Below are 26,990 nucleotides of genomic sequence, written 5' to 3'. Positions count from 1 at the left end.
ACAGCGGATGCGCGGAGGCACTTCCGGAGGCTCCGCCGCGGTCGTGGCGCTGCCGCACCCGCTGATGGGCGAGCAGACCTGCGCGTGCGTGGTGTTCCGCGACGGCGGACCCGGACCGACGTTGCGTCAGGTGCAGGCGGTCCTGCGGGAGCGCGGGGTCGCCGCGTACAAGCTGCCGGACCGCCTCGTCGCGCTGCCGCGGATGCCGCCCACCTGCGTCGGCAAGATCGACAAGGAGGCGCTGCGGGACGGCCTGACGGACTGAGGGCCGTACGGCACGAAGGACCCGGGGCTTCCGCTCCGGGCCCTTTCCGCGGGTGCGTACGGCGGTGCGGCGGGTCAGGTGGCCTGGGCCAGCAGGCCCTCGACGACCGCCTCCAGCCCCCGGCGGTGGGTGTCCCGGACGGTCAGCTCGTTCCAGCGGGGGCCCAGCGAGGTGATGAGGGGGAACTCCCCGGGGTCCAGACCGGTGATCTGGTCGCGGTGCGGCGGCCGGTCCAGGTGCGCCAGGCGGCGCTCGCGGTTGAAGCGGACGGTCAGTTCACCGACGGTGTAGTACCAGATGACGCGGTAGGCGTAGACAGCGTCCTCGGGGGTCATCCCACTCTCGATGGCGGCGTCCAGGATGTTCTCGACGATCCACATCGCCGAGACGGCGAAGAGGTCGTCGGAGGCGAGGACTTCGACGATCCACGGGCAGTCCACCAGGATGTCGTGCAGGACCTGGGCGGCGGCGAGGAGGCGGGCGCGCGGCTCGGCCGGCAGCTCGGGCCGGGGGAACTTCGCGGCGTGCTCCTCCAGGAGGAGCAGCAGCAGCTCGTCCTTGTCCCGTACGTAGTGGTACAGGGCCATGGGCGTGCTGGACATCTCCTTGGCGAGACGGCGCATGGAGAGGTTCTCCGCGCCCTCCTCGTCCAGAATGCGCTGGGCGGCGGCCAGGATCGCTTCGCGCGCCAGCCGGGGCGGGCGGCCGGTCCTGCCGGTACGTCGGGTTCGGTGCTGCATCCGTCCATCTTCCGTCACGTCCCGGTCCGCGCGTACGGGGCTCCGCACCGCGCACGCGGGGACACCACGGCGCCCGGCGCACCGGCCGCGCGGTCGTCCCGCCCGGCCCGTTCACTGTCCCGTACCCGTCCGGGCGGTTTCTGGACGCCTTCCGGGCCGGTAAGGGGAGGCGTCGGCGGGCCCTGTCAGGAGGGCGCCGGGGTCTGCGGTCCGCTCCGGCCCAGGGTGCGGAAGAAGCCGTCGAGCAGCGCTTCGAGGCCGGCCTCGTGCGTGTCGCGTGCGGTGAGCACGGGCCAGCGGTCGGCGAGGGCGGACAGCCGGGGGTGGGTCCGCGGCTGGAGTGCGGCCATGGCGTGCGACCGGTAGAGCGGGTGGTCGAGGTGGGCGAGGTGCCGCTCCCGGGTGAGGCGGAGCAGCAGTTCGCCGCCGGTGTAGTGGGCGACGGCGCGGTAGAGCGCGGCGGCCTCCTCAAGGGTGAAGCCGCAGCCGAGCGCCGCCTCCAGGACCGCCTCGGTGACCCACCGGCTGGAGGCGTTCAGCAGCTCCTCGGAGGTCAGGATCTCGCCGAGGAACGGGCATTCGGCCAGGACGTCGTAGTGGAGCTGGGCCGCGGCCGTCAGCCGTTCGCGGGGGTCGTCGGGCAGCGTGGGCCGTGGCTGGTGCCGTGCCTTGGTCTCCAGCAGCAGCCGCAAGAGCTGGTCACGGTCGCGTATGTGGTGGTAGAGCGCCATCGGCGTGATGGACAGCTCCCGTGCCAGCCGCCGCATGGAGAGGCTGCCGTCGCCTTCGGTGTCCACGATCCGCTGGGCCGCCTCGACGATGGCCGGCTGGGACAGCCGGGAGGGGCGTCCGACCTTCTTCCGGCCCGTGGTGACCGGTTCGTCCGACCGCATCCCTACCCGCCTTCCGTGCGCGTCCCGCGGCCGGGGCACAGCGCCTCCGACCTGCACCGGGTGACAACCCAGCGGGTCCCGGCTAGAGTTTTCTTACGCGTATTTGATACGAGTAAGAAAACTCTGGAGGGGCGGATGTCCGAAACGGCCTTGAACAGGGGACAGGCGTTGGTGGCCGTCGCCCTCGCCCAATTCATGGTGACCCTCGACATGACGGTCGTGAACGTGGCGTTACCCGACATGGGAGTCGGGCTGGGCTTTGAGCCCGCCCAGCTCCCCTGGGTGGTCAACATCTACGCCCTGTTCTTCGGCGGCTTCCTGCTCCTGGGGGGCCGGGCGGCGGACCTGTTCGGTCAGCGGCGCGTCCTGCTGTGGGGGACCTGGTCCTTCGCGGTCGCCTCGCTCGCGGGCGGGCTGGCCCAGGAGCCGTGGCACATGATCGCCGCCCGCGCGGTCCAGGGCGTGGGCGCCGCGGTGATGGCGCCGTCCGCGCTGGCCGTCCTCACCCTCACCCAGCGCGAGGGCGAGGAGCGCACCCGGGCGCTCGGCGTGTACGCGGCCGTCGCGGCGGTCGGCGGCGGCGCCGGTGTGCTGGTCGGCGGCCTGCTCACCGAGTACGCCGGCTGGCGCTGGGTGATGCTGGTGAACCTGCCGATGGCGCTCGCGGTCGTCCTGCTGGCCCTGCGCAGCGTCCCGGCCGGCACCTTCGGCAACCGCCGGGGCAAGCTCGACGTGCTCGGCGCCATTCTGGCCACGGGCGGGGTGGGCCTGCTGATCCTCGGCATGGTGCGCACCGAGGAGCTGTCGTGGGCGTCGCCCACCACCGTCGTCACGCTGGCGGCCGCCGTCGTCCTGCTCGTCGCCTTCGTGCTGTGGGAGAAGTACGGCCCGATGACCGACCCGCTGATCCGGCTCGGCCTGCTGGCCAGGCGCAACGTCGCCGGTGCCAACCTGTACATGGCCCTGCTGGCGGCCGGTCAGCTCGCGGTGTTCTACTTCCTGTCGCTGTATCTCCAGCGCATCCTGAAGCTGGGACCGGCCGAGGCGGGCGCCGCCTTCCTGCCCCTGTGCCTGACCGCGATGGTCGCGATCCAGGTCACCACCCGCGTCCTGCGCCGCCAACGGGCCGGAATCAAGACCCTGTTGGTGCCCGCCGGGCTGATCGCCGCCGCCGGGTTCGCATGGAGCGGTATGGCCGACCCCTCGGGCAGCTACCTGGGTGACGTGTTGCTGCCGTCCCTGCTGGCGGGTCTCGGTGTGGGGATCGCCTTCGTCCCGCTGACGGCCGCCGCCACGGTCGGGCTGCCGCCGCAGGAAGCCGGTACGGCCTCGGCCCTGCTGAACGCCTCGCGGCAGGTCGGCAGCGCGCTCGGCCTCGCGGTGCTGGTGACCGCGGCGACCACGCGCACCGACAGCCGCCTGGCCGCCGGTGTCTCCCCGGACGAAGCGGCGGTCGACGGGTACTCCCTCGGCTTCCTGCTGGCGGGCGGCTTCCTGGTGCTGGCCGCCCTGGTGGCGCTCTTCGTGCTCCCGCGCCGCCCCCGGCCGGCTGCCGCGCCGGCCGCGGCGGCACCGCGGTCCGGTGCCCGGACTCCGGCCGCGGCCGGTGACGCCGATGCCGGTGCCCCGGCTCCGGACGTCGCCGCCGGCGGGATCACCCCGGCGGGGTGAGCAGGTGTCGGCTCCGGCAAGTGCCCGGCGCACCGGAGCCGATGGACGCGGTGGCGGGGGTTCGAATCCCCCGTGCGGCCTCCGCCACCGCGCGTTCACCCCGTACGCTATGAGTTTTCGGGCGCCCGTCGAGTTGGCCGGAAGACTTCGCAGGAAGTCTTCTCCTGTACTTGTTGCTGCTGTCACCTTCACTGGGTGGATTGAGCATCGGTCACTCGGCCTGACAATCAAGGCCGATACGCGCATCTTCAAATCCGAGGTTTGCGATGTTGCGAGAGCGTGCACCGCGAGGGATTACCGACCCCAGGTCAGACGGTGGGTCATGGCAGGTGTCCGTGTGATGGCCCGTTTATCAATTGCTTTACCGGTATTACGTATTCCGGATTGCTGATACCTATTGTCGGCAGCCTTCCGTTGCTTCCTCGTAGGGTGTCGTCTCCCTGTGTCCCCCTCTTTGTGCTGCGCAATTGCCAGTAGGTGGCCGCTGCGTCATCCCTTTGCTGTGCGTGCTTTCTGTCGGTGGGATCACGCGGTTCTGCGCCTGCTGGCCGCGGTTCGGTGCTGCCGTCCGCGGCATTCTCGGCAGCGTTCCTCCTCGGCTCGCATCCGCCTTTTCGGTCAAGCGAAATCGGCCGAGACGGAAACCGGCCACGAACCGCTGGACACCGCGGTGGCAGCGACTGGCCGTTCTCGCCGGCGGTGGCAGAGCGCGTCACATAGCCGACGCTGATCGTGCCCTTGACGGGCTCCTTGACGGTGGCGTCCCCTCGATGACGACCGCGCCCAGCTCCCCGGCCCGGTCCAGGATCAGTGAGTTCAGGTCGGCCCGCCGGGTGCGGAAGGCGTATTCGTGCCCGCCGCCGTCGATCAACGAGAAATTCCACGGCACCTGTTTGCCGCCCCAGACCAGCGTGCCGCCGTATTTCCGCTCGAATCCCCGGGTGTCCATGCGTTCGGTTATGTCCATCTCCTGCATGGGCCGCATGAAGGTCGGGATGAGCGATTCCCGGCTTTGTGGTCGCGTCCAGAAGCCGGAAAGGGAACCTTCGTATCCGGCCGGAACGCGCAGCCAGTGTGCAGGAGCCGTTCTGCAAGGGGTCTACATGTTGTCTGGAGCCTTTCTGGGGCGGAGGAGGCCCGGACTCGGAAACGCCGGGCGACGGCAGGCGCACCACGGGTTCGGTCGCCCTGTTGCCGGATCTGCGGCTGCTGTCCGGGCCCCGTCCGTGATATCGGTGAACGAGGTGAATGGCCGGTGTGCCGGACCTCCGGCGGTGCCGGGCGGTCCGGACGGACGAAGGGCGTCAGCGCATGGAGCAGCCGTGACCAGGGCCTGGGAAGTGGCCGTCGCCGCGCCGGCCCGGCTCGGTGAGGGCCCCACATGGGACGCCGGCGCCGGGCGGCTCATCTGGGTGGACATCCTCTCCGCCCGCGTCCACACCTTCGACCCGGCCACCGGCCGCCGTACCGTGCTGGCCACCGAGCAGCACGTCGGCGCGGCCAAGCCCCGTACCGGGGGCGGACTGGTCGTCAACCTGCGGGACGGCGTGGGCGCCTACGACGCGGCGGGCGCCTTCACATGGCTGTGCCGCGAACCCGTGGCGGGGTGCCGGGGCAACGACGCGGCCGTGGCGCCCGACGGGGCGCTGTGGGCGGGCACGATGGCGTACGACGAGGCGCCGGGCCGCGGCACGCTCACCCGGGTCGCGCCGGACGGCCGGGCCACCCGGGTCCTGTCGGACGTCACGGTGAGCAACGGCACCGGCTGGAGCCCGGACGGCCGGCGGATGTACTACATCGACACGCCCACGCGGCGGGTCGACGTCTTCGACGTCACGGACGACGGACTGGTGACCGGCCGCCGTCCCTTCGTGCGGATCGAGGACCCGGCGGACACGGCGGGCTACCCGGACGGGCTGACGGTGGACGCCGACGGCGGCGTGTGGGTGGCGATGTTCAAGGGCGCGCAGGTGCGGCACTACGGCGCCGACGGCGTACTGGAACGGGTCGTGCCGATGCCGGCCGGCCGCCCCACGGCCTGCGCGTTCGGTGGCACCGCGCTCACCGACCTGTACGTCACCACGGCGCGCGGCGGGCCGGGGCGGTCGCCGCTCGGCGGGTCGTTGCTGGTGGTGCCGGGCGCCGGGCAGGGGCTGGAGCAGCCCGGGTTCGCGGGGTGACACGGGGGGCCTCGGAGGCGGCTGTGCGAGCGGAAGAAAATGAGGGGCGTACGGGTGGGGCGGCCGGGTACACGGAGCGCAGTTGATCCTGGACGGTGGCGAACAAGGAGGCCCCTGATGTTGCTGGCTCACCCTGCTGTACTGCGTGATCTGGTCGAGCAGTACGAGACGCTGCGCGTACTGAACGCGGCGGACGGGAGCCCGGAGGTCCGGCAGCGGATGGACGACGTCGCCTACACCCTGTGCGTCTCCACCGGCACCCGCGACGTCGACACGGCCCTGATCGCGGCCCGGCACCGGCTGCCCGGCGCCCGGGTCCAGGACGATTCCGTGCTCTCCGCCGCACCTGCCCCGGGAGACGCGGTGGCTCCCATCGCGACCGCCGAGGCCGGCAGCGGGACAGCGCTTCCCGCCGCGTGACCGCCCTACGGGCGCGCAGCGCCGGGCCGGAACGCCCGCCGTGCGCGCCACCACCCGACACGCCGGGGCCCCGCCGATCGACGGCGGGGCCCCGGCGCGTTGTCGGCGGCACACCACCCACTCGGCCGAGCCGTCCGGCGTTCCGCACCCCGCCCGGGGCGCGGTGCGGGCGGCCCGAAACGATACTGGGCAGAGCTGCTCAATCCATGATCTCGGGGGCACCCTGGGGAGTCGCCGTAGGGTTGCTGACGGCGCAGGACCCGGTCGGCGAGTCGAAGGGGCGAAGCGATGGACGCACCGGTGCCGGAGTTCACCGAGCGGCCGGAGGACCCGTTCGCGCTGCGCCGGGCCGCTTCGGCGGTGCTCGACGACGAGGGCACCGTCGTGGGCTGGAGCGAGCGCGCCGAGACCCTGCTCGGCCATCCGGCGCGCGAGGCGCTCGGGCAGCGGGCGGACACGTTCCTGCTCGCCGCGGACGGCCGGGCCGCCGCCGCGGAAGCCGCCCTGGTGGCCCGGCGCGAGGCGGGCTGGTCCGGCATCCTGCCCGTCCGGCACCGTGACGGGCAGCGCGTCGAGCTGGGCCTGCGGGTCCGCCCCGTCGAGCGGGGCGACTCCCGGCACGAGTGGTTCGTCGTCGCCGCGCCCGCCGCGGAGGTCGTCCAGTGGGAGATCGACCGCTCGGTCCTGGACGGCCTGTTCCGGCGCTCCCCGATCGGCCTGGCCGTGCACGCCCCCGACCTGAGCATCATCCGCATCAACCGGGCCATCGCGGGCATCAGCCGGCGACCGGCCGCGGCGCACCGGGGTCTGCGCATGGAGGACTTCCTGATCGGCCCGGACGTGGCCACCATCGAGGAGCGGCTGCGCAGGGTGCTGGAGACGGGCGAACCGCTGATCTTCACCGAGCAGTCCTGCCGCCTGCGGGCCGATCCCGGCCATGAACGGGTGGTGTCCGTGTCCGCGTTCCGGATGCGGGACGCCTCCGGCGCGGTGCTCGGCGTCACCCAAATGGTGGAAGACGTCACCGACCGGCACCGGGCCCAGCACCGGCTCGCGGTGCTCAACCGGGCGAGCGCCCGCATCGGGACGACGCTGGACGTGTCCCAGACCGCCCGTGAACTCGCCGAGGTCGCGGTCCCCGACCTGGCCGACGCGGTCTCCGTGGACCTGCTGGAGCCGGTCACCCGTGGCCAGGACCCCACCCGGGGGACGTATGTGCCGGTGCACCGTACGGCCGTACGGTCCGTCGTGCCGGAGGGTCTGGACGTGATGTACCCGGTGGGCGAGGTGTTCCGCTTCGCCCCGGGAACGCCGCAGGCCCGGTGCCTGACCGCGCAGCAGCCGATCCTCGAACCGGAACTGGCCGACAGCCCCGGCTGGTACATCCAGGACCCCGAACGGTCGGAGCGGGCCCTGCGCCTGGGCGCCCACTCGCTGATCGTGGTGCCGCTGGCCGCCCGCGGCCTGGTGCTGGGCCTGGTGAGCCTGTGGCGGGCGAAACGGCCGCAGGCGTTCGAGCAGGACGACCTCGTACTGGCCCAGGAGTTCGTCTCCCGCGCCGCCATCTGCATCGACAACGCCCGCCGCTACACCCAGGAGCACTACGGGGCCCTGACCCTGCAACGCAGCCTGCTGCCGCGCGAGCTGCCCGAACAACTGGCCGTCGAGGTCGCCCACCGCTACCTGCCCGCCGACCCCGCGGCGGGCGTCGGCGGCGACTGGTTCGACGTCATCCCGGTCTCCAGCTCCCGGGTCGCCCTGGTCGTCGGCGACGTCGTCGGGCACGGGCTGCACGCCGCCGCCACGATGGGCCGGCTGCGTACGGCGGTGCACACCCTGGCCAACCTCGACCTCGCGCCCGACGAAGTCCTCTCCCACCTGGACGACCTCGTCAACCGGCTGGCCGAGGAGCAGGAGACGGCCGACGGCGGCCCGCAGAGCCCGCAGGTCATCGGCGCGACCTGCCTGTACGCGGTGTACGACCCGGTCTCCCGCCGCTGCAACATCGCCCGCGCGGGCCACCTGCCGCCCGCCGTGGTCGCTCCCGACGGCCGGATGACCCTGCCCGACCTGCCCGCGGGGCCGCCGCTCGGGCTGGGCGGCCTGCCGTTCGAGTCCGTCGAGATCGAACTCGCCGAGGGCAGCCTGCTGGCCCTCTACACCGACGGGCTGCTGGAGGTACGCGGCCGGGACCTCGACGCCGGGCTGGCGCTGCTCCGCGAAGCGCTGGAGCGGCCCGCACGCGGCCTGGAGGACTGCTGCAAGGCTGCGGTCGACGCACTGCTTCCCGACCACCCCCGGGACGACGTCGCGCTGCTCGTCGCCCGGACGCGTGCGCTGCCTCCGGAGAGTGTCGCCTCGTGGGAGCTGTCCGCCGAGCCGACCGCCGCGGCGGAGGCGCGCGAACTGACGTCCGCCAAGCTGACCGAGTGGGGCCTGGAGGAGCTGGCGTTCACCGCCGAGCTGGTGGTGAGCGAACTGGTCACCAACGCCTACCGGTACGGCGGCACGCCGATCACCCTGCGGCTCATCCGCGACCGCTCACTGATCTGCGAGGTCTCCGACCCCAGCAGCACCGCCCCGCACCTGCGGCGCGCCCACAGCACGGACGAAGGAGGCCGCGGCCTCCTCCTGGTCGCCCAGCTCACGGACCGCTGGGGCGCCCGCCACACCCGCGACGGCAAGACCGTGTGGACGGAACTCCCGCTGCCGTCGCCCGCGGACGACTCGGACGATTCGGGCGGCTGAGAGGGCTGGGGTGGCTGGGGTCGTCTCTGGGGTGGCCGGGACGGGCGACCGAGTGGACCGAGGCGGCTGAAAAACGTCTGTACTTCCGGGCGGGCGGGAGGCAATGTCGTCCCCGTACTTGCCGAAATGGAAAGTACTTGGCGGCTCGGCAAGGCTGAGCGGTGGGTCCGGATGACGCGGTGCGTGACGGAGGGCAGATCGTGTACGGAGCCGGTGACAGCAGGGGCGCCTTGGACCGGGCCGCCGCGACGGAGAGAGCCGCGCGGGCGCGAAGCGGCTGGTACGCGCGCTATCTGTGGATCTTCGCCGCGGGCCAGTCGGTGCTCGTCCCGATGGCGCTGCTGTGGCACGGGCCTGCCGCCGCGCTGACGTTCACGCTGGCCATGACCGCCCTGGTGACCGGGCTTTCGCTGTACGCCGTCCGGCAGCGGATCGTGCGCCGCGGGTTCGGGGTCCGGCACGGTGTGCTGATCGGCAGTTGGGCCGCGGTCTACTCCGCATCGATCCTGTTCGGGCAGTTGGTGTTCGTGGACAGTCGTCCGTTCGCGGTCGTGGCGGCGTCGGCGTGCGCCCTGCCACTTGTCGCAGGGGCCGTCCTCGAAAGGCGACGGTCGTCGTGACGGAGGGGAACGCCCAGGCCGGTCCGGGCGGCAGCCACCCCCGGCACGCCCTCGTGCCGCTGCTCAACTCTCCCGTCCGGCTGTCCGTGGTGGCGGCGCTGTCGCCGGTGGACCGGGCCGGGTTCGCCGTGGTGCGCGATCTGGTCGAGGTCACCGACTCCGCCCTCTCCAAGCAGGTCTCCGCGCTGGAAGCGGCGGGCTGGGTGGCCGTGTCCAAGGACCGGGTCGGCCGCCGTCCCCTGACCTGGCTGGCGCTGACCGCCGAGGGGCGCGCCGTGTACCAGCGGCACCTGGCGGCGCTGCGGGCGATCGCCGAGGGCGACGGAGCGGGGTGCGTTCCGGGTCCGGCCGGAGCTGCCCCGGGCGCAGGCGCCGGGTTCAACGGCGTTGTCAGTGCCTCGTGTCACGATGACGGACATGAACACACCTGAACGCATGTTCCCGCCCATGACCGCCGATGAGCGGACCACCCTGGAAGCCTGGCTCGACTTCTACCGCGCCACCCTCGCCCGGAAGTGCGACGGCCTGACGGAGGAGCAGCTCCGTACGGCGTCGGCGGAGCCCTCCTCGCTCACCCTGCTCGGACTCGTCCAGCACCTGACGGAGGTCGAGCGGACCTGGTTCCGCAGGGTGCTGACCGGGGAGGACGCCCCGACGGTCTTCAGCGCCGACGCCGATGTCCAGCCCGCCGACCGCGGTTTCGGCCTCGAAGCGGACGCCACCTACGCGAAGTCCTGCCTCCTCTGGCAGGCCGAGGTGGAGCACGCCCGGAAGAACTGCGCCGCCCACGCGCTGGAGGACACCGGTCTGTGGCGGGAGAACGAGGTCAGCCTGCGCTGGATCTACTCCCACATGATCGCCGAGTACGCCCGTCACTGCGGTCACGCCGACCTCATACGGGAGCGCATCGACGGCAGTACGGGCGTCTGACCGCCACTGGGCACCGGCAAGCCGGACCCGGGCGAGGAACGGGGCAGCGGGGGAGGGGAGTGGAGGCTGGGACGAGGGGAGGCGGGCACGGGGGCGTCGGACATCGGGACACCGGGACGGTGAGGCTTCGGGGTCAAAGGTGCGGGCAGGGGCGGGCGGTGAGGCGGGTTTACGTATACCGCGCGGCAGCCGGGACTCAGCAGACTGGCGCGCGAGCACGGGACACCGCGCCACCGGTGCGGTGCGACGGCAGCGGTACCGCACGCCGGCGCGGCCGCCCACCGCACCCCAGGTCACACCGAGCGGAGGGCATCGTGGCGGACGACTCGACGGCACAGGACCGGCAACTGCTGCACGACTACTCCCGGGAGACCCGCGACCCGTACGTCCAGCGTCTGCTCGGGGAGCTGCTCGGCCACGTCAACCGGGCGGAGTTCGAGCGGACGGCGGGCGCGGGCGGCGGCAACACCCGCGACCTCGGCCAGGGGCGGTACACCATCTCCTACGCCCACACCCCGGGCATGTCGCGCGGCGACCACCTCGCGGTGATGGTCCACGAGCTGACCCACGTCGCGGTCGACCAGGCGTACGACTCCCGAATGCTGAACTTCCCGGTGCCACGGCTCTCCGCGGCGGAGGAGGACCGGGTGCGGAACGAGACACCCGGCCGCGAGGAGGACCACCAGAACGCCCGGCTGGGGCGGGTGGACGCGCGGCGCCGTGACGCCTTCGTGGACCTGGTCGTCGGCAATGTGCAGCGGCTGCTGGACGAACTGCCCTCCTCCCGGCTGACGCCCGAGCGGCAGCGGGCGATCCGGACCAAGCTCACCGACCACATGCGGGCCCGCCCGTACCACGAGTACGACGGCGTCCTCTCGCACCTTCTGACCTGGGCCGACCTGGACGGGGCCGACCGGTCCTCGGCCTTCTACCGGAGCCTGACCGCGATGGTGGCCCAGGCGGCCGACTGGCGGGCCGCCGGCGCCGTCACCCCGTCCCGGCGCCGACGCGGCCTCGTCCGCCGGATGGTCGGCGCGCTGGGTCGGTCGCTGCACATCTTCCGCCGCTGAGCGCGCTGTCCGGTCGGACGGAACCGTTGGTGACAGGTGTCCCGAACCTGTGAATCATGACGGTTCGATTGACGTGCCCAGCAGCCCGCGGGGATAAAAGATTGCATCGATATCGGATGCGCTCCGTCCTCGGGAGGTCGTCATGGAAGAACAGGAAGCTCCGCAAACCGTCTACCAACCGCCGATGCTGGTCGAGCTCGGCGAATTCAGTGAAGACACGCTGGGAATCGGCCACTTCTTCTCGGACGGCGCCGGCGGTTACATCGTTGTCTGAATCCGTGCCGGGACCGGGATTCGCGGTGCTGCCGGACACGCCTGCCGGAGCGGCCGCGCGATCGGCTGTCCCGATCGCCGCACCGCAGGTGGTGGCGCACGCGTCCGGGCGCCCCTGGCTGGTCGGCAGGTGGGGCCGTGACCAGTGCGTCACGGCCGCGGCCGGACCGGTACGGGTGGCGGTCATCGGCGTCCGTCCGATGACCGCCGCGCAACTGTCCCGCCTGGCCGCCCAGGTGGGCTCGCCGGCCGACGTGGACCGCCTGGCGGCGGCCCTGCCCGGCGCCTGCCACCTGGGGGTTTCGCTCGACGGGCGGATGCGTCTGCAAGGCAGCGCCACCGGGCTGCGCAGGGTCGTCCATGCCCGGCTGCACGGCACCACGGTGGCCGCCGACCGGGCCGACCTGCTCGCGGCGATGACCAGGGCCCAAGTGGACGAACACGCCCTGGCGGTGCGGGCGGCCTGCAGGGGCGTTCTGCCGTCGCCGCTGAGCGAACAGACCATGTGGAACGGGGTCGTCCCGCTGCCCCCGGGACACTACCTGGCCTGGGACGGGGACCGGACCCGTGAGGGACGGTGGTGGCGTCCCCCGGAACCGCGGGAGCCGCTGGCGGCCGGTGCGCGAGCGGTACGCGCCGGACTGGAGGCCGCGACAAGCCGGCGGCCCGCCGCCGGAGAGGGCCTGAGCAGCGACCTGTCGGGCGGGATGGACTCGACCTCGCTGTGCTTCCTCGCCGCCCGCCACACCCCGGACCTGACGACCGTGCGCTGGGCCGAGGCCGAGGCGGGCAACGACGACCCCGCCTTCGCCTCGCACGCCGCGGACCTCCTCGACCGTGCCGAGCACCTCGTCGTACCGCAGCGGCAATTGCCGAGAATTTTCGACGACCCGCAGGTACTCGCCGACACCGAGCAGCCTTTTCCGTTCACGCGCACGGCTGCCAGATTCCGGCACCTGGGAAATCTGCTCGCCCGGTCGGGTTCCCGGCGGCATCTGGCCGGACACGGCGGCGACGAACTGTTCAGCGCGCTTCCCGGTTATCTGCACAGATTGCTGTGGCGGCACCCGGTCACCGCGATCCGGCACACACGCGGCTGTGCGGCGCTCAAGCGCTGGCCGCTGGGTGCGACGTTCGCCGGACTGCTCCGCCCCGGCGACGTCACGGGGTGGTGGCGCGCACAGGCCGAGCACCTCACCGCACCGCCGCCGCCGCGCCGACGGCCCGTTCTGGGGTGGGGCCTGTGGCCGATGCGGGTGACGCCGTGGGTCACCGACGCCGGCGTCGAGCTGACCCGGGAGGCCCTGCGGCGCACCGCCGACCACGCCGAGACCTGGGCGGACGACCCCGGCCAGCACCAGGCCCTGCTCGTCCTGCGCTCCAGTACGTCCCTCTACCGGCCGCTGGCCCGGATGCTCGCCGGCGCCGGCGTCGAACTGGACATGCCGTACTTCGACGACAGCGTGGTCGAAGCGGTGCTCGGCGTGCGGCTGCACGAGCGGTCCACGCCCTGGCGGTACAAGCCGCTCCTGGCCGACGCCATGCGCGGCATCGTGCCGGACAAGGTGCTGGGCCGGTCCACGAAGGGCGAGTACGGCGAGGACCTGCGCATCGGATTCCGCCACAACCTGCCCGCCGTCCTGGACACGTTCGCCGACTCGGCCCTCGCCGGCCACGGCCTGATCGACACCGACATCCTGCGCGCCCACCTGCTCGCCCCGCAGGCCGACGAGACCACCGTGTTCGCCGTGGAGTCCCTGCTGGGGTGCGAGACCTGGCTGCGCGCCGAACGCAGCGCCCCTGCCTCCGGGAGGCCCGATGCCGCTACGACTGCACCCTGATGTGACGTCCACCGACACCGACGACGGAACCGTCCTGCTGCACCTGGGCACCGGACGGTACTGGCAACTCAACGCCACCGGTGCCACCGTGCTCCGCCACCTGCTCGACGGCGACGACCCCGACCGCATCGCCGCGGCGCTCGCCGCCCGGCACGGCATCGGGACGGACCGGGCCGCCCGCGACGTGCACGCCGTCGTCGGCCGGCTCCGCACCGCGAAGCTGGTGATCACCTCGTGAGCGTGCCCGTCGCCCTGGCCGAACGCCGCGCCCTGCCCGTACACCGCCGGGTGCTGCCGCTGCTGGCGGTCGCCGTCGCCCGCCCGCTGGCCGCGACCACCCCGGCCCGGCTGCGCCGGTTCCTGGAGTTCGCCCGCCGCGGCTCGGCGCCGGCCACCGCCGGACAGGCACTGGCCGCCCGGCAGCAGGTGGTCGCCGTATCCCTGCGCTGCGCCGGACAGGGCTGTCTGCAACGTTCCATCGCCACCGCCCTGCTCTGCCGCGCCCGCGGCACCTGGCCCACCTGGCGTACCGGCGTGCGCACCCACCCCTTCTCCGCCCACGCCTGGGTCGAAGCCGACGGGCAACTCATCGGCGAACCGTATCCCGCAGGCCACTACCGGCCGCTGCTGACCATCGGCCCGCCTCCAGCGGCGGACGAGGAGGCGTCGGCCCGGCAGGCGTGACGCCATCATCTCGGCCAGGAGAGCGGAGGCCGGCCCTAGGTAAAGCCTTGCCCACATTGTCGTAAGTGACGGCCCATCCGGCGCGCTCTCCCGCTCCCGCCGCCACCTGCCGAACTCGCAGCTCAGGACCACTGCCCGCTCCTCGACCCCGTCCATCGGGCGGGGCGTCGGGCGACTCTCCCCGTGTTACGGCCAGGTTGACGGTGCGGCACCGCGAGGAACACCCTCGTTATATAGGTGCTCGATACAACTGATCCGTGGGAGTGCCGGGCCGCCGGGCAGCGCCATGCCCGAAACGCGGCGCGCGCCACCGGCCGCGCCGTCACCGGCCGGACCGCCGTCGGACGCACTGCCGTCGGCGGCCGGACCGCCGCCGGACCGTCCGCCTCCCCGGACCGGACACAGGAGGACATGGCATGTGTGGCATCACCGGCTGGATTTCCTTCGATCGTGACCTGCGTTCCGAGCAGGAGACCGTCGACGCGATGACGGAGACGATGTCCTGCCGCGGGCCCGACGACCGCGGAACGTGGGTGCAGGGCCCGGCCGCCCTCGGGCACCGCCGCCTCGCGATCATCGACCTGCCGGGCGGCCGCCAGCCGATGACCGCGCAGCAGGCGGACGGCAGCTCCGTGGCCATCGTCTACTCGGGCGAGGCGTACAACTTCCGCGAGCTGCGCGAGGAACTCGTCTCCCGGGGCCACCGGTTCACCACCGAGTCCGACACCGAGGTCGTGCTGCGCGGCTACCTCGAATGGGGCGAGGCGGTCGCCGAGCGGCTCAACGGCATGTACGCGTTCGCCGTCTGGGACGAGCGGCGGCAGCGGCTCGTCATGGTCCGCGACCGCATGGGCATCAAGCCGTTCTACTACTACGAGACCCCCGACGGCGTGCTGTTCGGGTCCGAGCCCAAGGCGATCCTCGCCAACCCGCTCGCCGAGCCCCGCGTGGGCCTCGACGGCGTCCGCGAAATGTTCGCCTTCGTCAAGACGCCCGGCCACGCCGTGTGGGACGGCATGTACGAGGTCGAGCCCGGCACGGTCGTCACCGTCGACCGCGGTGGTCTGCGCCGCCACGTGTACTGGTCGCTGGAGACCCGCGCCCACGAGGACGACCGCGACACCTCCGTGGCCCATGTCCGTACGCTGCTCGACGACATCGTCCGCCGTCAGCTCGTCTCCGACGTCCCGCGCTGCACCTTGCTCTCCGGTGGTCTCGACTCCTCCGCCATGACCGCGCTGGCGGCCCGGCAACTGGGCGAGACGGGGGAGATCGTACGCAGCTTCGCCGTCGACTTCGTCGGCCAGACCGAACACTTCGTGGCCGACGACCTGCGCGCCACCCCGGACACGCCGTACGTCCACGACGTGGCCCGACTCTCCGGCACCGACCACCAGGACATCGTCCTGGACTCGGACGCGCTGGCCGACCCCGAGGTGCGCGCGAAAGTCATACGGGCGCGCGACATCCCCATGGGCTTCGGCGACATGGACTCCTCGCTCTACCTCCTCTTCAAGGCGATCCGGCAGCACTCGACCGTCGCCCTCTCCGGGGAGTCCGCCGACGAGGTGTTCGGCGGCTACAAGCAGTTCTTCGACGAGCAGGCCCGCCGGGCCGACACCTTCCCCTGGCTCGTCCGCGTCGCCGAGCACTTCGGCGACGACGGCGACATCCTCGTCCCCGCGCTCGCCGACTCGCTCGACCTGCCCTCGTACGTACGGGACGGCTACCGGACCGCGGTCAAGAACGTCCGGCGGCTCGACGACGAGAGCGACTTCGAGTACCGGATGCGCAAGATGAGCTACCTGCACCTGACGCGGTTCGTCCGCATCCTCCTCGACCGCAAGGACCGCGCGAGCATGGCCGTGGGCCTGGAGGTGCGGGTGCCGTTCTGCGACCACCGGCTGGTCGAGTACGTCTACAACACGCCGTGGGCGCTGAAGTCCTTCGACGGGCGCGAGAAGAGCCTGCTGCGCGAGGCCACCGCCGACGTCCTGCCGAAGTCGGTGTACGACCGGGTCAAGAGCCCCTACCCGTCGACGCAGGACCCCAAGTACGCGGTCGCGCTCCAGCAGCAGGCCAAGGAACTGCTGGCACGCTCCTCGCACCCGGTCTTCGAGATCGTGGACCGCAACTGGCTCAAGCGCGCCGCCGAACACGCCGCACCGCAGAGCACCCAGGCGTCCCGGAAGGGCCTCGAAAAGACGCTGGACCTGGCCCAGTGGTTGGACATCTACCAGCCCCGGCTTACCCTTTCCTGACCCGGACAGGGCGCGCGATGGGCTGAACGATGACAATCGGTGACGATGCGGCACTCCAGTTGGTGGTCTCCCTCAACCGGCTGACCCGCAGCCTGCGCAGGGCCGCCGCCGCGGGCGGCATCCAGCCGACACAGCGCGCCGTCCTCGCCATGCTGACGCAGCGTGGCCCCTCCCGGATCGGCGAGATCGCGGCCTGGGTCCCCTGCTCCCAGCCGACCGCCACCGCGGCGGTGCTGGGCCTGGAGACCGCCGGCCTGATCCGCCGCGAACCGGACCCCACGGACGGCCGGGCCAGCCGCGTCCTGGCCACCGACCGCGGCACGGCCGCGCTCGCCGAGGTCGCCCGCGGCGAGGCCGAGGTGCTGGCCAAGCGCCTCGGATCGCTGCGGCCCGACGAGGTCCGCCGGCTCGCCGAGATCGAACCGCTGCTGCGACGCCTGGCCGAGGCGGCGGACTGACCGGTCGGCGGACGGACGGAGCCGGCGCGGTGCGGGCCGCCGGGTGATTCCCCTGGTGAGGCCCGCAGGGCCGGTCGGAGTAGGGGGAATGACCTACCGTGCACACCGTCGTTTTCCAGCCATGATCAGACATAGGACCGTCACAACCCTCGCGGTCACGGCCGCGGCGGCAGCGGTATCGCTCGCCGGCGCGGCCCCCGCGTCGGCAGGCGGCGTCATCGTCCTCGGGTCTCCGTCCCACGACAACACCTGCCGGAACGGGGCGGGCACGGCCGTGCGCGGGGCCGCCACGCACGGCAACGGGAGCGCGGCCGGTCTGCTCGGGCAGATTCCTTTCGGCAGCCCGCTCAACCACTGCGGCGGTGCCGACCTGCCCGGCAACAAGCAGGGCAACGAAGCGCCGGACGACGACCCCGGGCATGAATACATGGCGAATCAGCCGCCCTCCGACACCAGGTACCCCGGTGCGGGCCATGCGGACTTCCTCAAGCTGTTCAGGTAGTCACTGCCGACGGCTCGTTGAGCCACCACTGCCGACGGTTCGGCCGGCCACCGCCGAGCCGGCCGGTCGGGGCGGCCCCGCTCCCCGCCGGCACCCTTCCGTATCGATGGAACACGTTCTACTGTGCCCACGACCCACAACCCGACGGCCCGTCAGGAACTCGCTTCCGCGCCGTGCCGCACCGGCCGTGCGCCGGGGCGCGCACGGGTCACCGCACGATCCGGGCCGGGCACACCAGGAGGGGCCGTGCACCTCGAATACACGCCGGAACAGCAGCGGCTGCGGTCCGAACTGCGGGAGTACTTCGCCGCCCTGACCCCCGACAACGCACACGCCCGGTTCCACGGCGCCGAGGCCGGTGCGCGGGAAGCCACGGGCGCCGGTCCGCAGAAACGGTTCTACCGCGAGACGATCCGGCAGCTCGGTACGGACGGCTGGCTCGGGGTCGGCTGGCCCGAGGAGTACGGCGGCCGGGGCCTGACGCCGATGGAGCAGTTCATCTTCTTCGACGAGGCCGCGCAGGCGGGTGTGCCGCTGCCGCTGATGGCGCTGAACACCGTCGGTCCGACGATCATGCGGTACGGCACCGACGAGCAGAAGGCGTACTTCCTGCCCAGGATCCTGGCCGGGGAGATCGACTTCGCGATCGGCTACAGCGAACCGGAAGCCGGTACGGACCTGGCGTCCCTGAAGACCCGGGCCGTACGCGACGGCGACGGCTACCTCGTCAACGGGCAGAAGATCTGGACCACCAACGGCGACACGGCCGACTGGGTCTGGCTCGCCGTGCGCACCGCCCCCGTCGAGGACGGCGTACCGTCCCACAAGGGCATCAGCCTGCTCCTCGTGCCCACCTCCGACCCCGGCTACTCCTGCACCCGCATCAACACCCTCGCCTCGCACGACACCACCGCCAGCTACTACGAGAACATCCGCGTCCCCCTCACCCGCCGCGTCGGCGAGGAGAACCAGGGCTGGCGCATCATCACCAACCAGCTCAACCACGAACGCGTCACCCTCGCCGCCCACGGCACGATGGCCGTCCGCGCCCTGCACGACGTACAGCGCTGGGCCACCGAGACCAAGCTGGCCGACGGACGGCGCGTCATCGACCTCGGCTGGGTACGCGGCCGGCTGGCCCGTACGCACACCGGACTGGACGCCATGAAGCTGCTGAACTGGCAGATGGTCGACGCCCTCCAGCACGGCACCCTCACCCCGCAGGACGCCTCCGCGGTCAAGGTCCACGGCTCGGAGGCCCGCCGCGACGCGTACGCCTGGCTGATGGAGATCGTCGGCGCGGCAGGCCCCCTGAAGGACGGCTCGGCCGGCGCCGTCCTCCACGGCGAACTGGAACGCGGCTACCGCTCCGCGGTCATCTTCACCTTCGGCGGCGGCAACAACGAGATCCAGCGCGAGATCATCGCGTGGATCGGACTGGGGATGCCGCGGGTGCGGCGGTAGCGCGCGGTGACCACGGAGCGTGGTCGTCGGCCATGCTCCAGCGGAAGTCCGGCAGCTACGGGCCGGGACGCGCCTTTGCGGCCTGCTGCCCCGGCGGGACGAGGTGGATGCGGTAAGGAGCGGCCCGCGAAGACGTGGAACAGTGACCCGGGACGTAGCCGGGCCTGCGGAAACCAGTTGCGTACCCGGTCGCCTTGGCCCGATTCGTCGGCGATCTCACCCAAGACGCGTCCGATGCCCTCCCTCGTAGACATGCGGCAGACGGACCCTGCCGGTGGCCCGGATGCTCAGGAACCCGGCGATCACCGGACGGCCGTGGGCGGTGGCGCTGGTGGCCCGGGCTCTGAGGCTCGGGCTTGCGTCGAGGATGTCGGTGACCGCGTTCGATGTCTGCACGTGGTGCCACACATCCAGGGTCGTGTCGAATTGACCAGGCTTCGTGGCTTCTTCGTCCAGGCGTACGAGTACACCATGAACCGGACCATCAGCATGGCGTTGTGTGCGGCCGCGACCGGGACCTGCGTGCCGAGCACCGCCAGGGCGCCTTCCCGCAGCAGGAGACCCGTGATGGCCCCGGAGCCGCGGGGGCGCTGATGACGAGGATGCCGGGGCGGTGATCGGCCACGGACCGCTGGAGCGCTGTGGCGTGGGGCAGTTGCGAGTAGGGGGGCGTGGGCAGCGCGAATCCCAGTGCCGAGGCGCGTTGCCCGGCCACGTCCGGCTACTCGTCCGGGCAAACGGCGATCACGGGGTGGTGGTGGCGGAGTTGGCGGCCGAGCAGGTCCTCGTCGAACATGTCGATCGGTACCGGGACGATGTGGTGGTCAAGGCGCAGGTTCTGGGCCGCCTTCGGTTTCCAGGCGTCGACATCGACGATGTCCAGGAGCGAGGCGGGCAGGTGCAGGCAGTACCGGAGTCCGGATAGCGGCGACCAACTCACTGGCTACGAATGCGTTTTGCGGGTTTCGGTCATGGCTCTTGCGCCTCACCCCGTCCCGAGCCGTCCCCGCCCCCACGGTGCCTCCTCAGCGCCCTACACCCCGCGCCCCCGCCCCGCCATACTGAACGGGCGGAGCGCCCAGGGGCACCCGGGGGCACCGAGGGGGATCGCGGCGGACGCGGTGGGGACGGGGGCGCGGGCGGGCGATGGTGGAGAGCAGGCTGGTCCAGGGGCGTTACCGGTTGCTCGACCTGATCGGGCGCGGCGGCATGGGCGAGGTGTGGCGGGCGCGGGACGAGTCGCTGGGGCGGCAGGTCGCGGTCAAGTGCCTCAAGCCGCTGGGGCCGCAGCACGATCCGTCGTTCCTGCGGGTGCTGCGGGAGCGCTTTCGGCGGGAGGCGCGGGTGGCGGCGGCCCTTCAGCACCGCGGCATCACGGTCGTCCACGACTTCGGCGAGGACGACGGCATCCTGTTTCTCGTGATGGAGCTGCTCGACGGGCGGAACCTGAGCCAGTTGCTGGAGGACAACCGGCACGATCCGCTGCCCGTACCGGATTTCGCCGACATCGCCGAGCAGGTCGCGGCGGCCCTCGCGTACACCCACGAGCAGTCCATCGTGCACCGTGACCTCAAGCCCGCGAACATCGTGCGGATCGCCGACGGGACGGTGAAGATCTGCGACTTCGGCATCGCCAGGCTGGGGCACGACATCGGCTTCACCGCCCGGCTGACCGGCACCGGCATAGCGATGGGCACACCGCACTACATGTCGCCGGAGCAGATCGGCGCCGGGACGGTCGATCACCGCAGCGATCTGTATTCGCTGGGGTGCGTGCTGTACGAGCTGGCGACGGGGGTGCCGCCGTTCGACCTGGACGATGCCTGGGCGGTGCTCGTCGGCCACCGTGACACGCCGCCGGAGCCGCCGCGCGGCCACCGCCCCGACCTGCCCGAAGCGTACGAGCGCATCGTCCTGGACCTGCTGGCGAAGGACCCCGAGGACCGGCCCCGGGACGCCGCGGAACTGGTGAAACGACTTGTCTCGGCCCGCAGGCCGCCGGAGTACCCCACGGTGGAGGCGACGCTCCCGGCGCGGCCGGACGGGCGCACGCCGACGCGCGCCGCGTACCGCCTGCCGTCCTGGACGCAGGGGATGCGGGGCGGGTCCCCGGCGGGCTCCCGCGTGCCACGGGCGTCCGGTGCCGAGGGCGCCGCCGGGCTCACCGGCTCGTGGACGAGCGGCCTGCCGCCGCTCAGCCGCGACACCCCGGCCCCGTACGTCTCCGAGCGCCCCGCGCCCTCGCCCGGCCACCTCGCCGCGCTGGCCGCCCGCCACAACGCCGGGCTCAGCCTCGGGCGGCTCGGCCGGTGGGCGGAGGCGGGGGAGGTGCACCGCTCGGTCGCCGCCGAACGGGAGCACGCGCTCGGGCCCGACCACCCCGACACCCTCGCCAGCCGGTTCGAGGTGGCCTTCACCCTCGCCCGGTCCGGCCGGCCCGCCGACGCGCTGCGCGAGTACGAGCGGGTGGCCGCCGGGCGCGAACGCAGTCTCGGCCCCGACCACGTGGACACCCTGGCCGCCCGCCAGGAGACGGCGTACGCGCTGGGCCGGCTCGGGCGGCACTTCGAGGCGCACCAGGTGTACGTGTCCGTCCTCGCGGCGCGGGAGCGCACGATGGGCCCCGGGCACCCGGACGCGCTGCGCTGCCGGCACAATCTCGCCTTCAACCTCAGCCGTCTCGGCCGCCTGGAGGACGCGTACCGGATGGCGCGCGACGTGGCGTCGGCCCGCGCCCGGGTGCTGGGGGCGCAGCACCCCGACACGCTCGTGACGCGGTACGAAGTGGCGTACCTGCTCGGCCAGTTGGGGCGCTGGGCGGAAGCGTTGCAGACATACCGGGAGGTGGCCGCCGACCGCGCCCAGGCGCTGGGGCCCGGTCATCCGGACACGCTCGCCGCCCGCTACGAGGTCGGCATAAGCCTGGGACGCCTCGGACGCAGCGCCGAGGCGCTGGAGCTGTACCGGGGCCTCGTCGACGCCCGTACGGCCGCGCAGGGGCCCGCCGACCCCGAGACGCTGCGCGCCCGGCACGGCCTCGGTGTCAATCTCGGCCGCCTCGGCCGCTGGGAGGAGGCGCTGGCCGAGGCCCGGTCGGTGGCCGCGCTGCGCGAACAGGTGTTGGGCGCCGACCATCCCGACACCCTCGTCAGCCGCCGGGAGATCGCCGTCGCCCTGGGGTGGCTGGGCCGCTGGCCCGACGCGCTGGCCGTCTACCGGCAGGTCGCGGCGGCCCGCGAACGGGTGCTGGGCGCCGACCACCCCGACGCCCTCGCCAGCCGCGGTGACGAGGCCCAGTGCCTGGAGCAACTGGGGCGCTCCGCCGAGGCGGTGGCGCTGTACCGCCGGGTCGCCGCGCTGCGGCAGCGGCGTGCGCCGGGCCGGGGGTGAAGGAGGGCTGCGCCTTCGGTCCCGGCCCGGCGGCCCGCTCGGCTGCCCGAGGCGCCGGCCCCGGCGGCCGTTCAGTGCCTTCGGGCACCGGCCCGGCGGCCGGTCAGCGCACCGGGTGCACCCGGTAGAGCACCGTCGCGTGCGCCGGTACCCGTGCGGAGATCTCCCCGTCGGTGTGGGAGGTGCGCTTGGTGACCAGGTCGCGCAGCTCGTACCTGCCCGCCTTCCGCAGACCGGCCGTCTTCGACGTGGTGGACAGCGTCCGCGGCGCGTCGCCCGAGTTGAAGAGCGCGACGGCCCGGTCACCGTTCTGCAGCGGCTTGGACAGGATGTCGTACCCGGGCCCCTGTTGGACCACGCGCCCCTGGACGCCCTTCGGGTCCTGGTCCACGGCGATGACGTCCCGGTTGCCGAGGACCCGCAGCGCGGCCGGTGAGATCTTCGTCAGGTCCGTGCTGGAGATCAGCGGTGCGGCCATCACGGCCCACAGCGCCATCTGGCTCTGGATCTGCCGGGTGGACAGTCCGGAGTCGCCGGCCAGCAGGAAGTCGGGGTCGTTCCAGCGACCCGGCCGCTGGAAGGATGCCAGCTTGGCGTTGTACGCGTAGTTGTACTTGATCGACGACCACTTCCTGGCCCCGCTGTGCTTCTCCACCGCGATGTCGCGGCCCTCCCGCCACAGGTTGCCGACCTGCGAAGACCAGCGGATGACCTGGTGCCAGACCCGGTCGCCGTCGTACTGGAAGTAGGCGGGCGCCGACACCGAGAAGACGATGTCGCGGCCGGTCTTCCGCAGGGCCTGGCTGACTGCCCGGTAGGCGTCCTGGTAGGTCCGCTCCTTCGTCTTGCCGGGGGCGGTGGGCAGGTTGCACCCGTCCATCTTCAGGTAGTCGACCTTCCACTTCGCGAAGAGGTCGGCGTCCTGCTGGTAGTGGCCGAAGCTGCCCGGGTACTTCTCGCAGGTCAGCTTGCCGACGTCCTCGTAGATGCCGAACTTCAGCCCCATCCGGTGCAGTTCGCGCCCGACGTACGCCATACCGCGCGGGAACCGGGCCGGGTCCGGGACGAGGTTGCCCCTGGCGTCGCGCTGCTTGAGCATCCAGCAGTCGTCGACGGTGACCGTGTCGTAGCCCTTGGCCGCGAGACCGGACTTCACCAGGGCCCGCGCGTTGCCGAGGATCACCTTCTCGTCGATGTCGCACATGTAGTACGACCAGTTGTTCCAGCCCATCGGGGGTCTCGGGGTGAGGTTCGGGTAGACCGCCGCGGCCCGCGCGCCGGACGGGGGCCCGGCCGGGCCGGGAGCCGTGGGGGTGGCCGCCGCCGGGAGGGCGGCGGCCGCGGACAGGACACCTGCCGCGCACAGGGCGGCGGCGCTCAGGCGGGTCAGGGTGCGCCTCGGGGGACGCGTTGCCGACGAAACGTGCACAGGTCACCTCACGGGGGGACGGAGCAGGCCGATACAACGCATCGTCGGACGTTAGGAACGTAGGAGGAGGGCGGGCAAGGCGCCGCGCTGCGGGGGTCACGGAATTCAGCCGTCCGCACCTGGCGGCGCCGATCACCGCGTGCTACCAAGAGACATGCCGGAACGGACTTCGTACGACGTGGTCATCGTCGGCGGCGGGCACAACGGCCTGGTCGCCGCCGCCTACCTCGCCCGCGCCGGGCGCCGGGTGCTGGTCCTGGAGCGGCTCGGCCACACCGGCGGCGCCGCGGTCTCCGAGCGCGCCTTCCGCGGCGTGGACGCACGGCTGTCCCGCTACTCCTACCTCGTCAGCCTGCTGCCGCCGAAGATCGTGGACGACCTCGGCCTGCGCTTCGCGGTCCGCCGGCGCTCGGTCTCCTCCTACACCCCCGCGGTCCGCGGCGGCCGCCCCACGGGCCTGTACGTGAGCACCGACGAGGCCGCGACCCGCGCCTCGTTCGCCCGGATCACCGGCTCGGAGCGGGAGTACGCGGCCTGGCGGCGGTTCTACGGCATGACCCGGCGGGTCGCTGAACGTGTCTTCCCCACCCTCACCGAACCGCTGCCGACCCGCGCCGCGCTGCGCGCCCGGATCGGCGACGACACGGCCTGGGACGCGCTGTTCGAGCGGCCGCTCGGCGAGACGGTCGAGTCGGTGTTCGATGACGACCTGGTACGGGGCGTGGTGCTCACGGACGGTTTGATCGGCACGTTCGCGCACGCCCACGACCCGACGCTGGCGCAGAATCGTTGCTTCCTCTACCACGTCATCGGTGGCGGCACCGGCGACTGGGACGTACCGATCGGCGGTATGGGCGCCCTGACCGACGCGCTCGCCGACGCCGCGCGCAAAGCCGGCGCGGAGATCGTCACCGACTGCCCGGTGACCGGCATCGCCACCGACGGCCGCACGGCCGAGGTGACCGGCGCGCACGGTACGGTCGGCGCGCGGCACGTCCTGGTCAACGCCGCCCCGCAGGTCCTCGCCGGGCTCCTCGGCCAGCCGTCCCCGCAGCCCGCCGAGGGCGCCCAGCTCAAGGTCAACATGCTGCTCACCCGGCTGCCCCGGCTGCGGGACACCGGTGTCGACCCGCGGCTGGCCTTCTCCGGAACCTTCCACGTCGCCGAGGGCTACCAGCAACTGGAGACCGCCTACCGGCAGGCGGCCGCCGGCGAACTCCCCGCCGCGCCGCCGTCGGAGATCTACTGCCACTCCCTGACGGATCCCTCCATCCTCGGCTCCGACCTGGTACGCCAGGGCTACCAGACGCTGACCCTCTTCGGCCTGCACACCCCGGCCCGGCTCTTCGCCGAGGACCACGACGGCACCCGGGAGCGCCTGCTCACGGCGACCCTCGCCCAGCTCGACGCCGTACTGGCCGAACCGCTCACCGACTGCCTGGCCACCGACGCGGACGGCCGCCCGTGCATCGAGGCCCGCACCCCGCTCGACCTGGAACGCGACCTCTGTCTGCCGGGCGGCAACATCTTCCACCGCGAGCTGGCCTTTCCGTACCGGGTGGAGGACAGCGCGGAGGACGGCACGAAAGCCGGCGCGGAGGTGGACGGCACGGCGAACGGCGCGGACGGCCCGGCGGCCCGGTGGGGGGTGCGGACCGCGCACGCCAATGTGCTGCTGTGCGGGGCGGGCGCGGTCCGGGGCGGCGGGGTGAGCGGCGTGCCGGGGCACAACGCCGCCATGGCCGTGCTCGGTCAGGAGTGACGCCCGGGGCCCTCAAGCGGCGCCCGCGGTCCCGCGGCCGGTGACCCCGGCCGCCCGCAGCGCCCCCGCGGCGGCCCGTACGGCGCTGTTGATCGCGATCTCACCGCGCATTCCGGGCGCCGCGACCATGTCCCCCGCCAGGAAGACCCCGTCCCCGCGGTCGATCGCCGGGCGGTCCCGCCAGGTCAGCCCCGGCAGGTCCAGAGCACCGGTACGGCCGCGCGCGGTGCCCTGGCGGTGCCACACCGCGCGGTCGCGCCACCCGGGTACGGTCAGTCCGGCGAAACGTTCCAGCCGCTGTCGTGCGTCGGTCAGGCTCTCCCCGCCGCGTACGGGCATGTCCAACTGGAACAGCGACGTGCCGGGCGGCGCGGTGGTCGGGTCCTGCATCGAGTAGCTCTCGTGGAAGCCGCCCGCGTCGAGATCGAAGGCGAGGAAACGATCCCGCGCGCTGCTGGGCACCGCGAGGTCCAGCAGGACGCAATGACCGCTCTCCCAGCGCAGTGCGGCGTCGGCCAACAGGGCGCGTGCGGAGGAGAGTTCCGTGGCGACGATGGTGGGACGGTCCGGGAGCGCGGTGAGCCGGGAGCCCAGCTCGACGCGTACGCCGAGCTCCCGGGCGCGGCCCGCCAGCCGGTCCACGACCGCCTGCCAGCCTCCGGCCACCCAGCGCACGGTCGGCACGCCGGGCGCGAACACCCGGCGGACCAGCTCCCACACGAACGCCGCCGAGAGCCGCCCGGTGTCCGCGTCGTACGTCACGACGGCGATCGCGTTGGCCGCGGCGCGCGCCGCCTCCTCGCCGAAGTGCCGGGACGCCCAACCGTGGAAGTCCTCGTCCACGGGGGCGGTACGGGACCGGCCCACCGTGATCATCCGCAGGAACCCGGCCGGCGGCCGGAGGGTGCGCCGCCCGTCCCGTACGAAGGAGACCCGCAACAGGTCGCGGGCGGACGGACGGACCGGCCGGCCGGTCAGGCCACGCTCCGCGAGCCAGGTCCAGTGCGGGCCGTCGCAGTAGAAGACGTGCGGCCCCTCGTGGGCGACGTAGGGAGCGGCCGTGGCGCGTCCGCGCCCGCCCAGGGAGCCGTGCGCCTCGTGGAGCGTCACGGCCGCCCCGGCCTCCGCGCAGGCGATGGCGGCCACCAGGCCCGCCGTACCGCCGCCGATGACGGTGATGTCCGTCCGCATGATGTGCCTCCTGGGTCCGCTGTGCAGGTGTCCGCCCTTCCGGACGGATCGCGCCCGGCGGATGTGACACGGGGGCGCGCTGTCCTTGCGGGAGCTGGCCTGCCCTAACGGGGCCGCGCTGTCCATACGGGGGCCGTGCTGTCCTTACGGGGCCGCGCTGTCCTTACGGGAGCTGCCCTGTCCTTACGGGGGTCGCCC

Annotated in this window: 25 protein-coding genes; 19 read left to right on the top strand and 6 right to left on the bottom strand. The window is 72.7% G+C overall.

All coding sequences use genetic code 11. The features are described from left to right. Positions 1-7 precede the first annotated feature (7 nt). Entirely contained in the window at positions 8-265 is a 258-nt protein-coding gene (locus tag ACZ4QV_RS33875; protein ID WP_467763829.1) for an AMP-binding enzyme, read from the top strand. Between the two features lie 74 nt (positions 266-339). On the opposite strand, the gene ACZ4QV_RS33870 is transcribed toward ACZ4QV_RS33875, so the two are convergent. Further along, positions 340-1,005 carry a TetR/AcrR family transcriptional regulator gene (locus ACZ4QV_RS33870; RefSeq protein WP_361640155.1) on the bottom strand — a complete coding sequence of 222 codons (666 nt, stop codon included), beginning with the start codon at positions 1,003-1,005 and terminating at the stop codon, positions 340-342. A 185-nt stretch (positions 1,006-1,190) separates the two neighbouring features. After that, positions 1,191-1,898 carry a TetR/AcrR family transcriptional regulator gene (locus ACZ4QV_RS33865; protein WP_467763828.1) on the bottom strand — a complete coding sequence of 236 codons (708 nt, stop codon included), beginning with the start codon at positions 1,896-1,898 and terminating at the stop codon, positions 1,191-1,193. A 135-nt stretch (positions 1,899-2,033) separates the two neighbouring features. On the opposite strand from ACZ4QV_RS33865, the gene ACZ4QV_RS33860 reads away from it, so the two are divergent. Beyond that, positions 2,034-3,569 carry an MFS transporter gene (locus tag ACZ4QV_RS33860; RefSeq protein ID WP_467763827.1) on the top strand — a complete coding sequence of 512 codons (1,536 nt, stop codon included), beginning with the start codon at positions 2,034-2,036 and terminating at the stop codon, positions 3,567-3,569. A gap of 712 nt (positions 3,570-4,281) precedes the next feature. On the opposite strand, the gene ACZ4QV_RS33855 is transcribed toward ACZ4QV_RS33860, so the two are convergent. Beyond that, on the bottom strand, positions 4,282-4,545 hold the full coding sequence (locus ACZ4QV_RS33855; RefSeq protein WP_361585856.1) for a hypothetical protein: 264 nt from the start codon (positions 4,543-4,545) through the stop codon (positions 4,282-4,284). Positions 4,546-4,891: 346 nt separating this feature from the next. Between ACZ4QV_RS33855 and ACZ4QV_RS33850 the strand changes: the two genes are divergently transcribed. The 15 genes from ACZ4QV_RS33850 to ACZ4QV_RS33780 all read left to right on the top strand — a co-directional run bounded on the left by ACZ4QV_RS33850 (position 4,892) and on the right by ACZ4QV_RS33780 (position 19,020). Next, positions 4,892-5,749, top strand: a complete 858-nt coding sequence (locus ACZ4QV_RS33850; RefSeq protein WP_361155105.1) for an SMP-30/gluconolactonase/LRE family protein — start codon at positions 4,892-4,894, stop codon at positions 5,747-5,749. A gap of 117 nt (positions 5,750-5,866) precedes the next feature. Then, positions 5,867-6,169 carry a DUF5133 domain-containing protein gene (locus ACZ4QV_RS33845; RefSeq protein ID WP_361155106.1) on the top strand — a complete coding sequence of 101 codons (303 nt, stop codon included), beginning with the start codon at positions 5,867-5,869 and terminating at the stop codon, positions 6,167-6,169. A gap of 288 nt (positions 6,170-6,457) precedes the next feature. Further along, complete coding sequence (locus tag ACZ4QV_RS33840) at positions 6,458-8,917, top strand: SpoIIE family protein phosphatase (RefSeq protein ID WP_361155107.1); 2,460 nt, start codon at positions 6,458-6,460, stop codon at positions 8,915-8,917. Positions 8,918-9,096: 179 nt separating this feature from the next. Further along, on the top strand, positions 9,097-9,537 hold the full coding sequence (locus ACZ4QV_RS33835) for a hypothetical protein (protein ID WP_361155108.1): 441 nt from the start codon (positions 9,097-9,099) through the stop codon (positions 9,535-9,537). Then, entirely contained in the window at positions 9,534-9,968 is a 435-nt protein-coding gene (locus ACZ4QV_RS33830) for a winged helix-turn-helix domain-containing protein (protein WP_361585864.1), read from the top strand. The genes ACZ4QV_RS33835 and ACZ4QV_RS33830 overlap by 4 nt, the downstream gene beginning before the upstream one ends. Then, entirely contained in the window at positions 9,955-10,467 is a 513-nt protein-coding gene (locus ACZ4QV_RS33825) for a DinB family protein (RefSeq protein ID WP_361155112.1), read from the top strand. Before ACZ4QV_RS33830 ends, ACZ4QV_RS33825 begins: the two co-directional genes overlap by 14 nt. A gap of 314 nt (positions 10,468-10,781) precedes the next feature. After that, complete coding sequence (locus tag ACZ4QV_RS33820; RefSeq protein ID WP_361155113.1) at positions 10,782-11,537, top strand: hypothetical protein; 756 nt, start codon at positions 10,782-10,784, stop codon at positions 11,535-11,537. A 142-nt stretch (positions 11,538-11,679) separates the two neighbouring features. After that, positions 11,680-11,811 (top strand): lasso RiPP family leader peptide-containing protein, encoded by a 132-nt coding sequence (locus tag ACZ4QV_RS33815; protein ID WP_361155115.1) that lies wholly within the window; start codon positions 11,680-11,682, stop codon positions 11,809-11,811. Positions 11,812-11,815: 4 nt separating this feature from the next. Continuing rightward, positions 11,816-13,651 (top strand): lasso peptide isopeptide bond-forming cyclase, encoded by a 1,836-nt coding sequence (locus ACZ4QV_RS33810; RefSeq protein WP_467763826.1) that lies wholly within the window; start codon positions 11,816-11,818, stop codon positions 13,649-13,651. After that, the gene (locus ACZ4QV_RS33805) at positions 13,629-13,889 is read left to right on the top strand and encodes a lasso peptide biosynthesis PqqD family chaperone (protein ID WP_361155117.1); all 261 of its coding nucleotides are present in this window, start codon (positions 13,629-13,631) and stop codon (positions 13,887-13,889) included. The genes ACZ4QV_RS33810 and ACZ4QV_RS33805 overlap by 23 nt, the downstream gene beginning before the upstream one ends. Next, positions 13,886-14,335 carry a lasso peptide biosynthesis B2 protein gene (locus ACZ4QV_RS33800; protein WP_361155119.1) on the top strand — a complete coding sequence of 150 codons (450 nt, stop codon included), beginning with the start codon at positions 13,886-13,888 and terminating at the stop codon, positions 14,333-14,335. Before ACZ4QV_RS33805 ends, ACZ4QV_RS33800 begins: the two co-directional genes overlap by 4 nt. A gap of 416 nt (positions 14,336-14,751) precedes the next feature. Next, a complete protein-coding gene (gene asnB, locus ACZ4QV_RS33795; protein ID WP_467763825.1) occupies positions 14,752-16,596 on the top strand; it encodes an asparagine synthase (glutamine-hydrolyzing) in 1,845 nt (614 codons plus the stop codon). Positions 16,597-16,625: 29 nt separating this feature from the next. Further along, positions 16,626-17,054 carry a MarR family winged helix-turn-helix transcriptional regulator gene (locus ACZ4QV_RS33790; RefSeq protein ID WP_361155123.1) on the top strand — a complete coding sequence of 143 codons (429 nt, stop codon included), beginning with the start codon at positions 16,626-16,628 and terminating at the stop codon, positions 17,052-17,054. Between the two features lie 121 nt (positions 17,055-17,175). Next, positions 17,176-17,556 (top strand): hypothetical protein, encoded by a 381-nt coding sequence (locus ACZ4QV_RS33785; protein WP_361155125.1) that lies wholly within the window; start codon positions 17,176-17,178, stop codon positions 17,554-17,556. A 246-nt stretch (positions 17,557-17,802) separates the two neighbouring features. Then, positions 17,803-19,020, top strand: a complete 1,218-nt coding sequence (locus ACZ4QV_RS33780) for an acyl-CoA dehydrogenase family protein (RefSeq protein WP_467763824.1) — start codon at positions 17,803-17,805, stop codon at positions 19,018-19,020. Between the two features lie 721 nt (positions 19,021-19,741). Here the strand turns inward: ACZ4QV_RS33780 and ACZ4QV_RS33775 are convergent. After that, positions 19,742-19,960: a hypothetical protein gene (locus ACZ4QV_RS33775; RefSeq protein WP_361616114.1), complete on the bottom strand. Its 219-nt coding sequence runs from the start codon at positions 19,958-19,960 to the stop codon at positions 19,742-19,744. A 206-nt stretch (positions 19,961-20,166) separates the two neighbouring features. On the opposite strand from ACZ4QV_RS33775, the gene ACZ4QV_RS33770 reads away from it, so the two are divergent. Further along, positions 20,167-22,410, top strand: a complete 2,244-nt coding sequence (locus ACZ4QV_RS33770; RefSeq protein WP_467763823.1) for a serine/threonine-protein kinase — start codon at positions 20,167-20,169, stop codon at positions 22,408-22,410. Between the two features lie 103 nt (positions 22,411-22,513). Here ACZ4QV_RS33770 and ACZ4QV_RS33765 read toward each other — a convergent pair whose 3' ends face one another. Next, the gene (locus ACZ4QV_RS33765) at positions 22,514-23,839 is read right to left on the bottom strand and encodes a glycoside hydrolase family 27 protein (protein ID WP_361155133.1); all 1,326 of its coding nucleotides are present in this window, start codon (positions 23,837-23,839) and stop codon (positions 22,514-22,516) included. Positions 23,840-23,993: 154 nt separating this feature from the next. Here ACZ4QV_RS33765 and ACZ4QV_RS33760 point away from each other — a divergent pair, with 154 nt between their 5' ends. Next, a complete protein-coding gene (locus ACZ4QV_RS33760) occupies positions 23,994-25,601 on the top strand; it encodes a phytoene desaturase family protein (protein WP_467763822.1) in 1,608 nt (535 codons plus the stop codon). Positions 25,602-25,613: 12 nt separating this feature from the next. Here the strand turns inward: ACZ4QV_RS33760 and ACZ4QV_RS33755 are convergent, their stop codons facing one another. After that, the gene (locus ACZ4QV_RS33755) at positions 25,614-26,792 is read right to left on the bottom strand and encodes an FAD-dependent oxidoreductase (protein WP_361155136.1); all 1,179 of its coding nucleotides are present in this window, start codon (positions 26,790-26,792) and stop codon (positions 25,614-25,616) included. Between the last annotated feature and the right edge of the window lie 198 nt (positions 26,793-26,990).

It is taken from the genome of Streptomyces sp. NPDC026394 (genome assembly GCF_055567735.1).
This window is presented reverse-complemented; position numbering and strand designations above follow the sequence as displayed.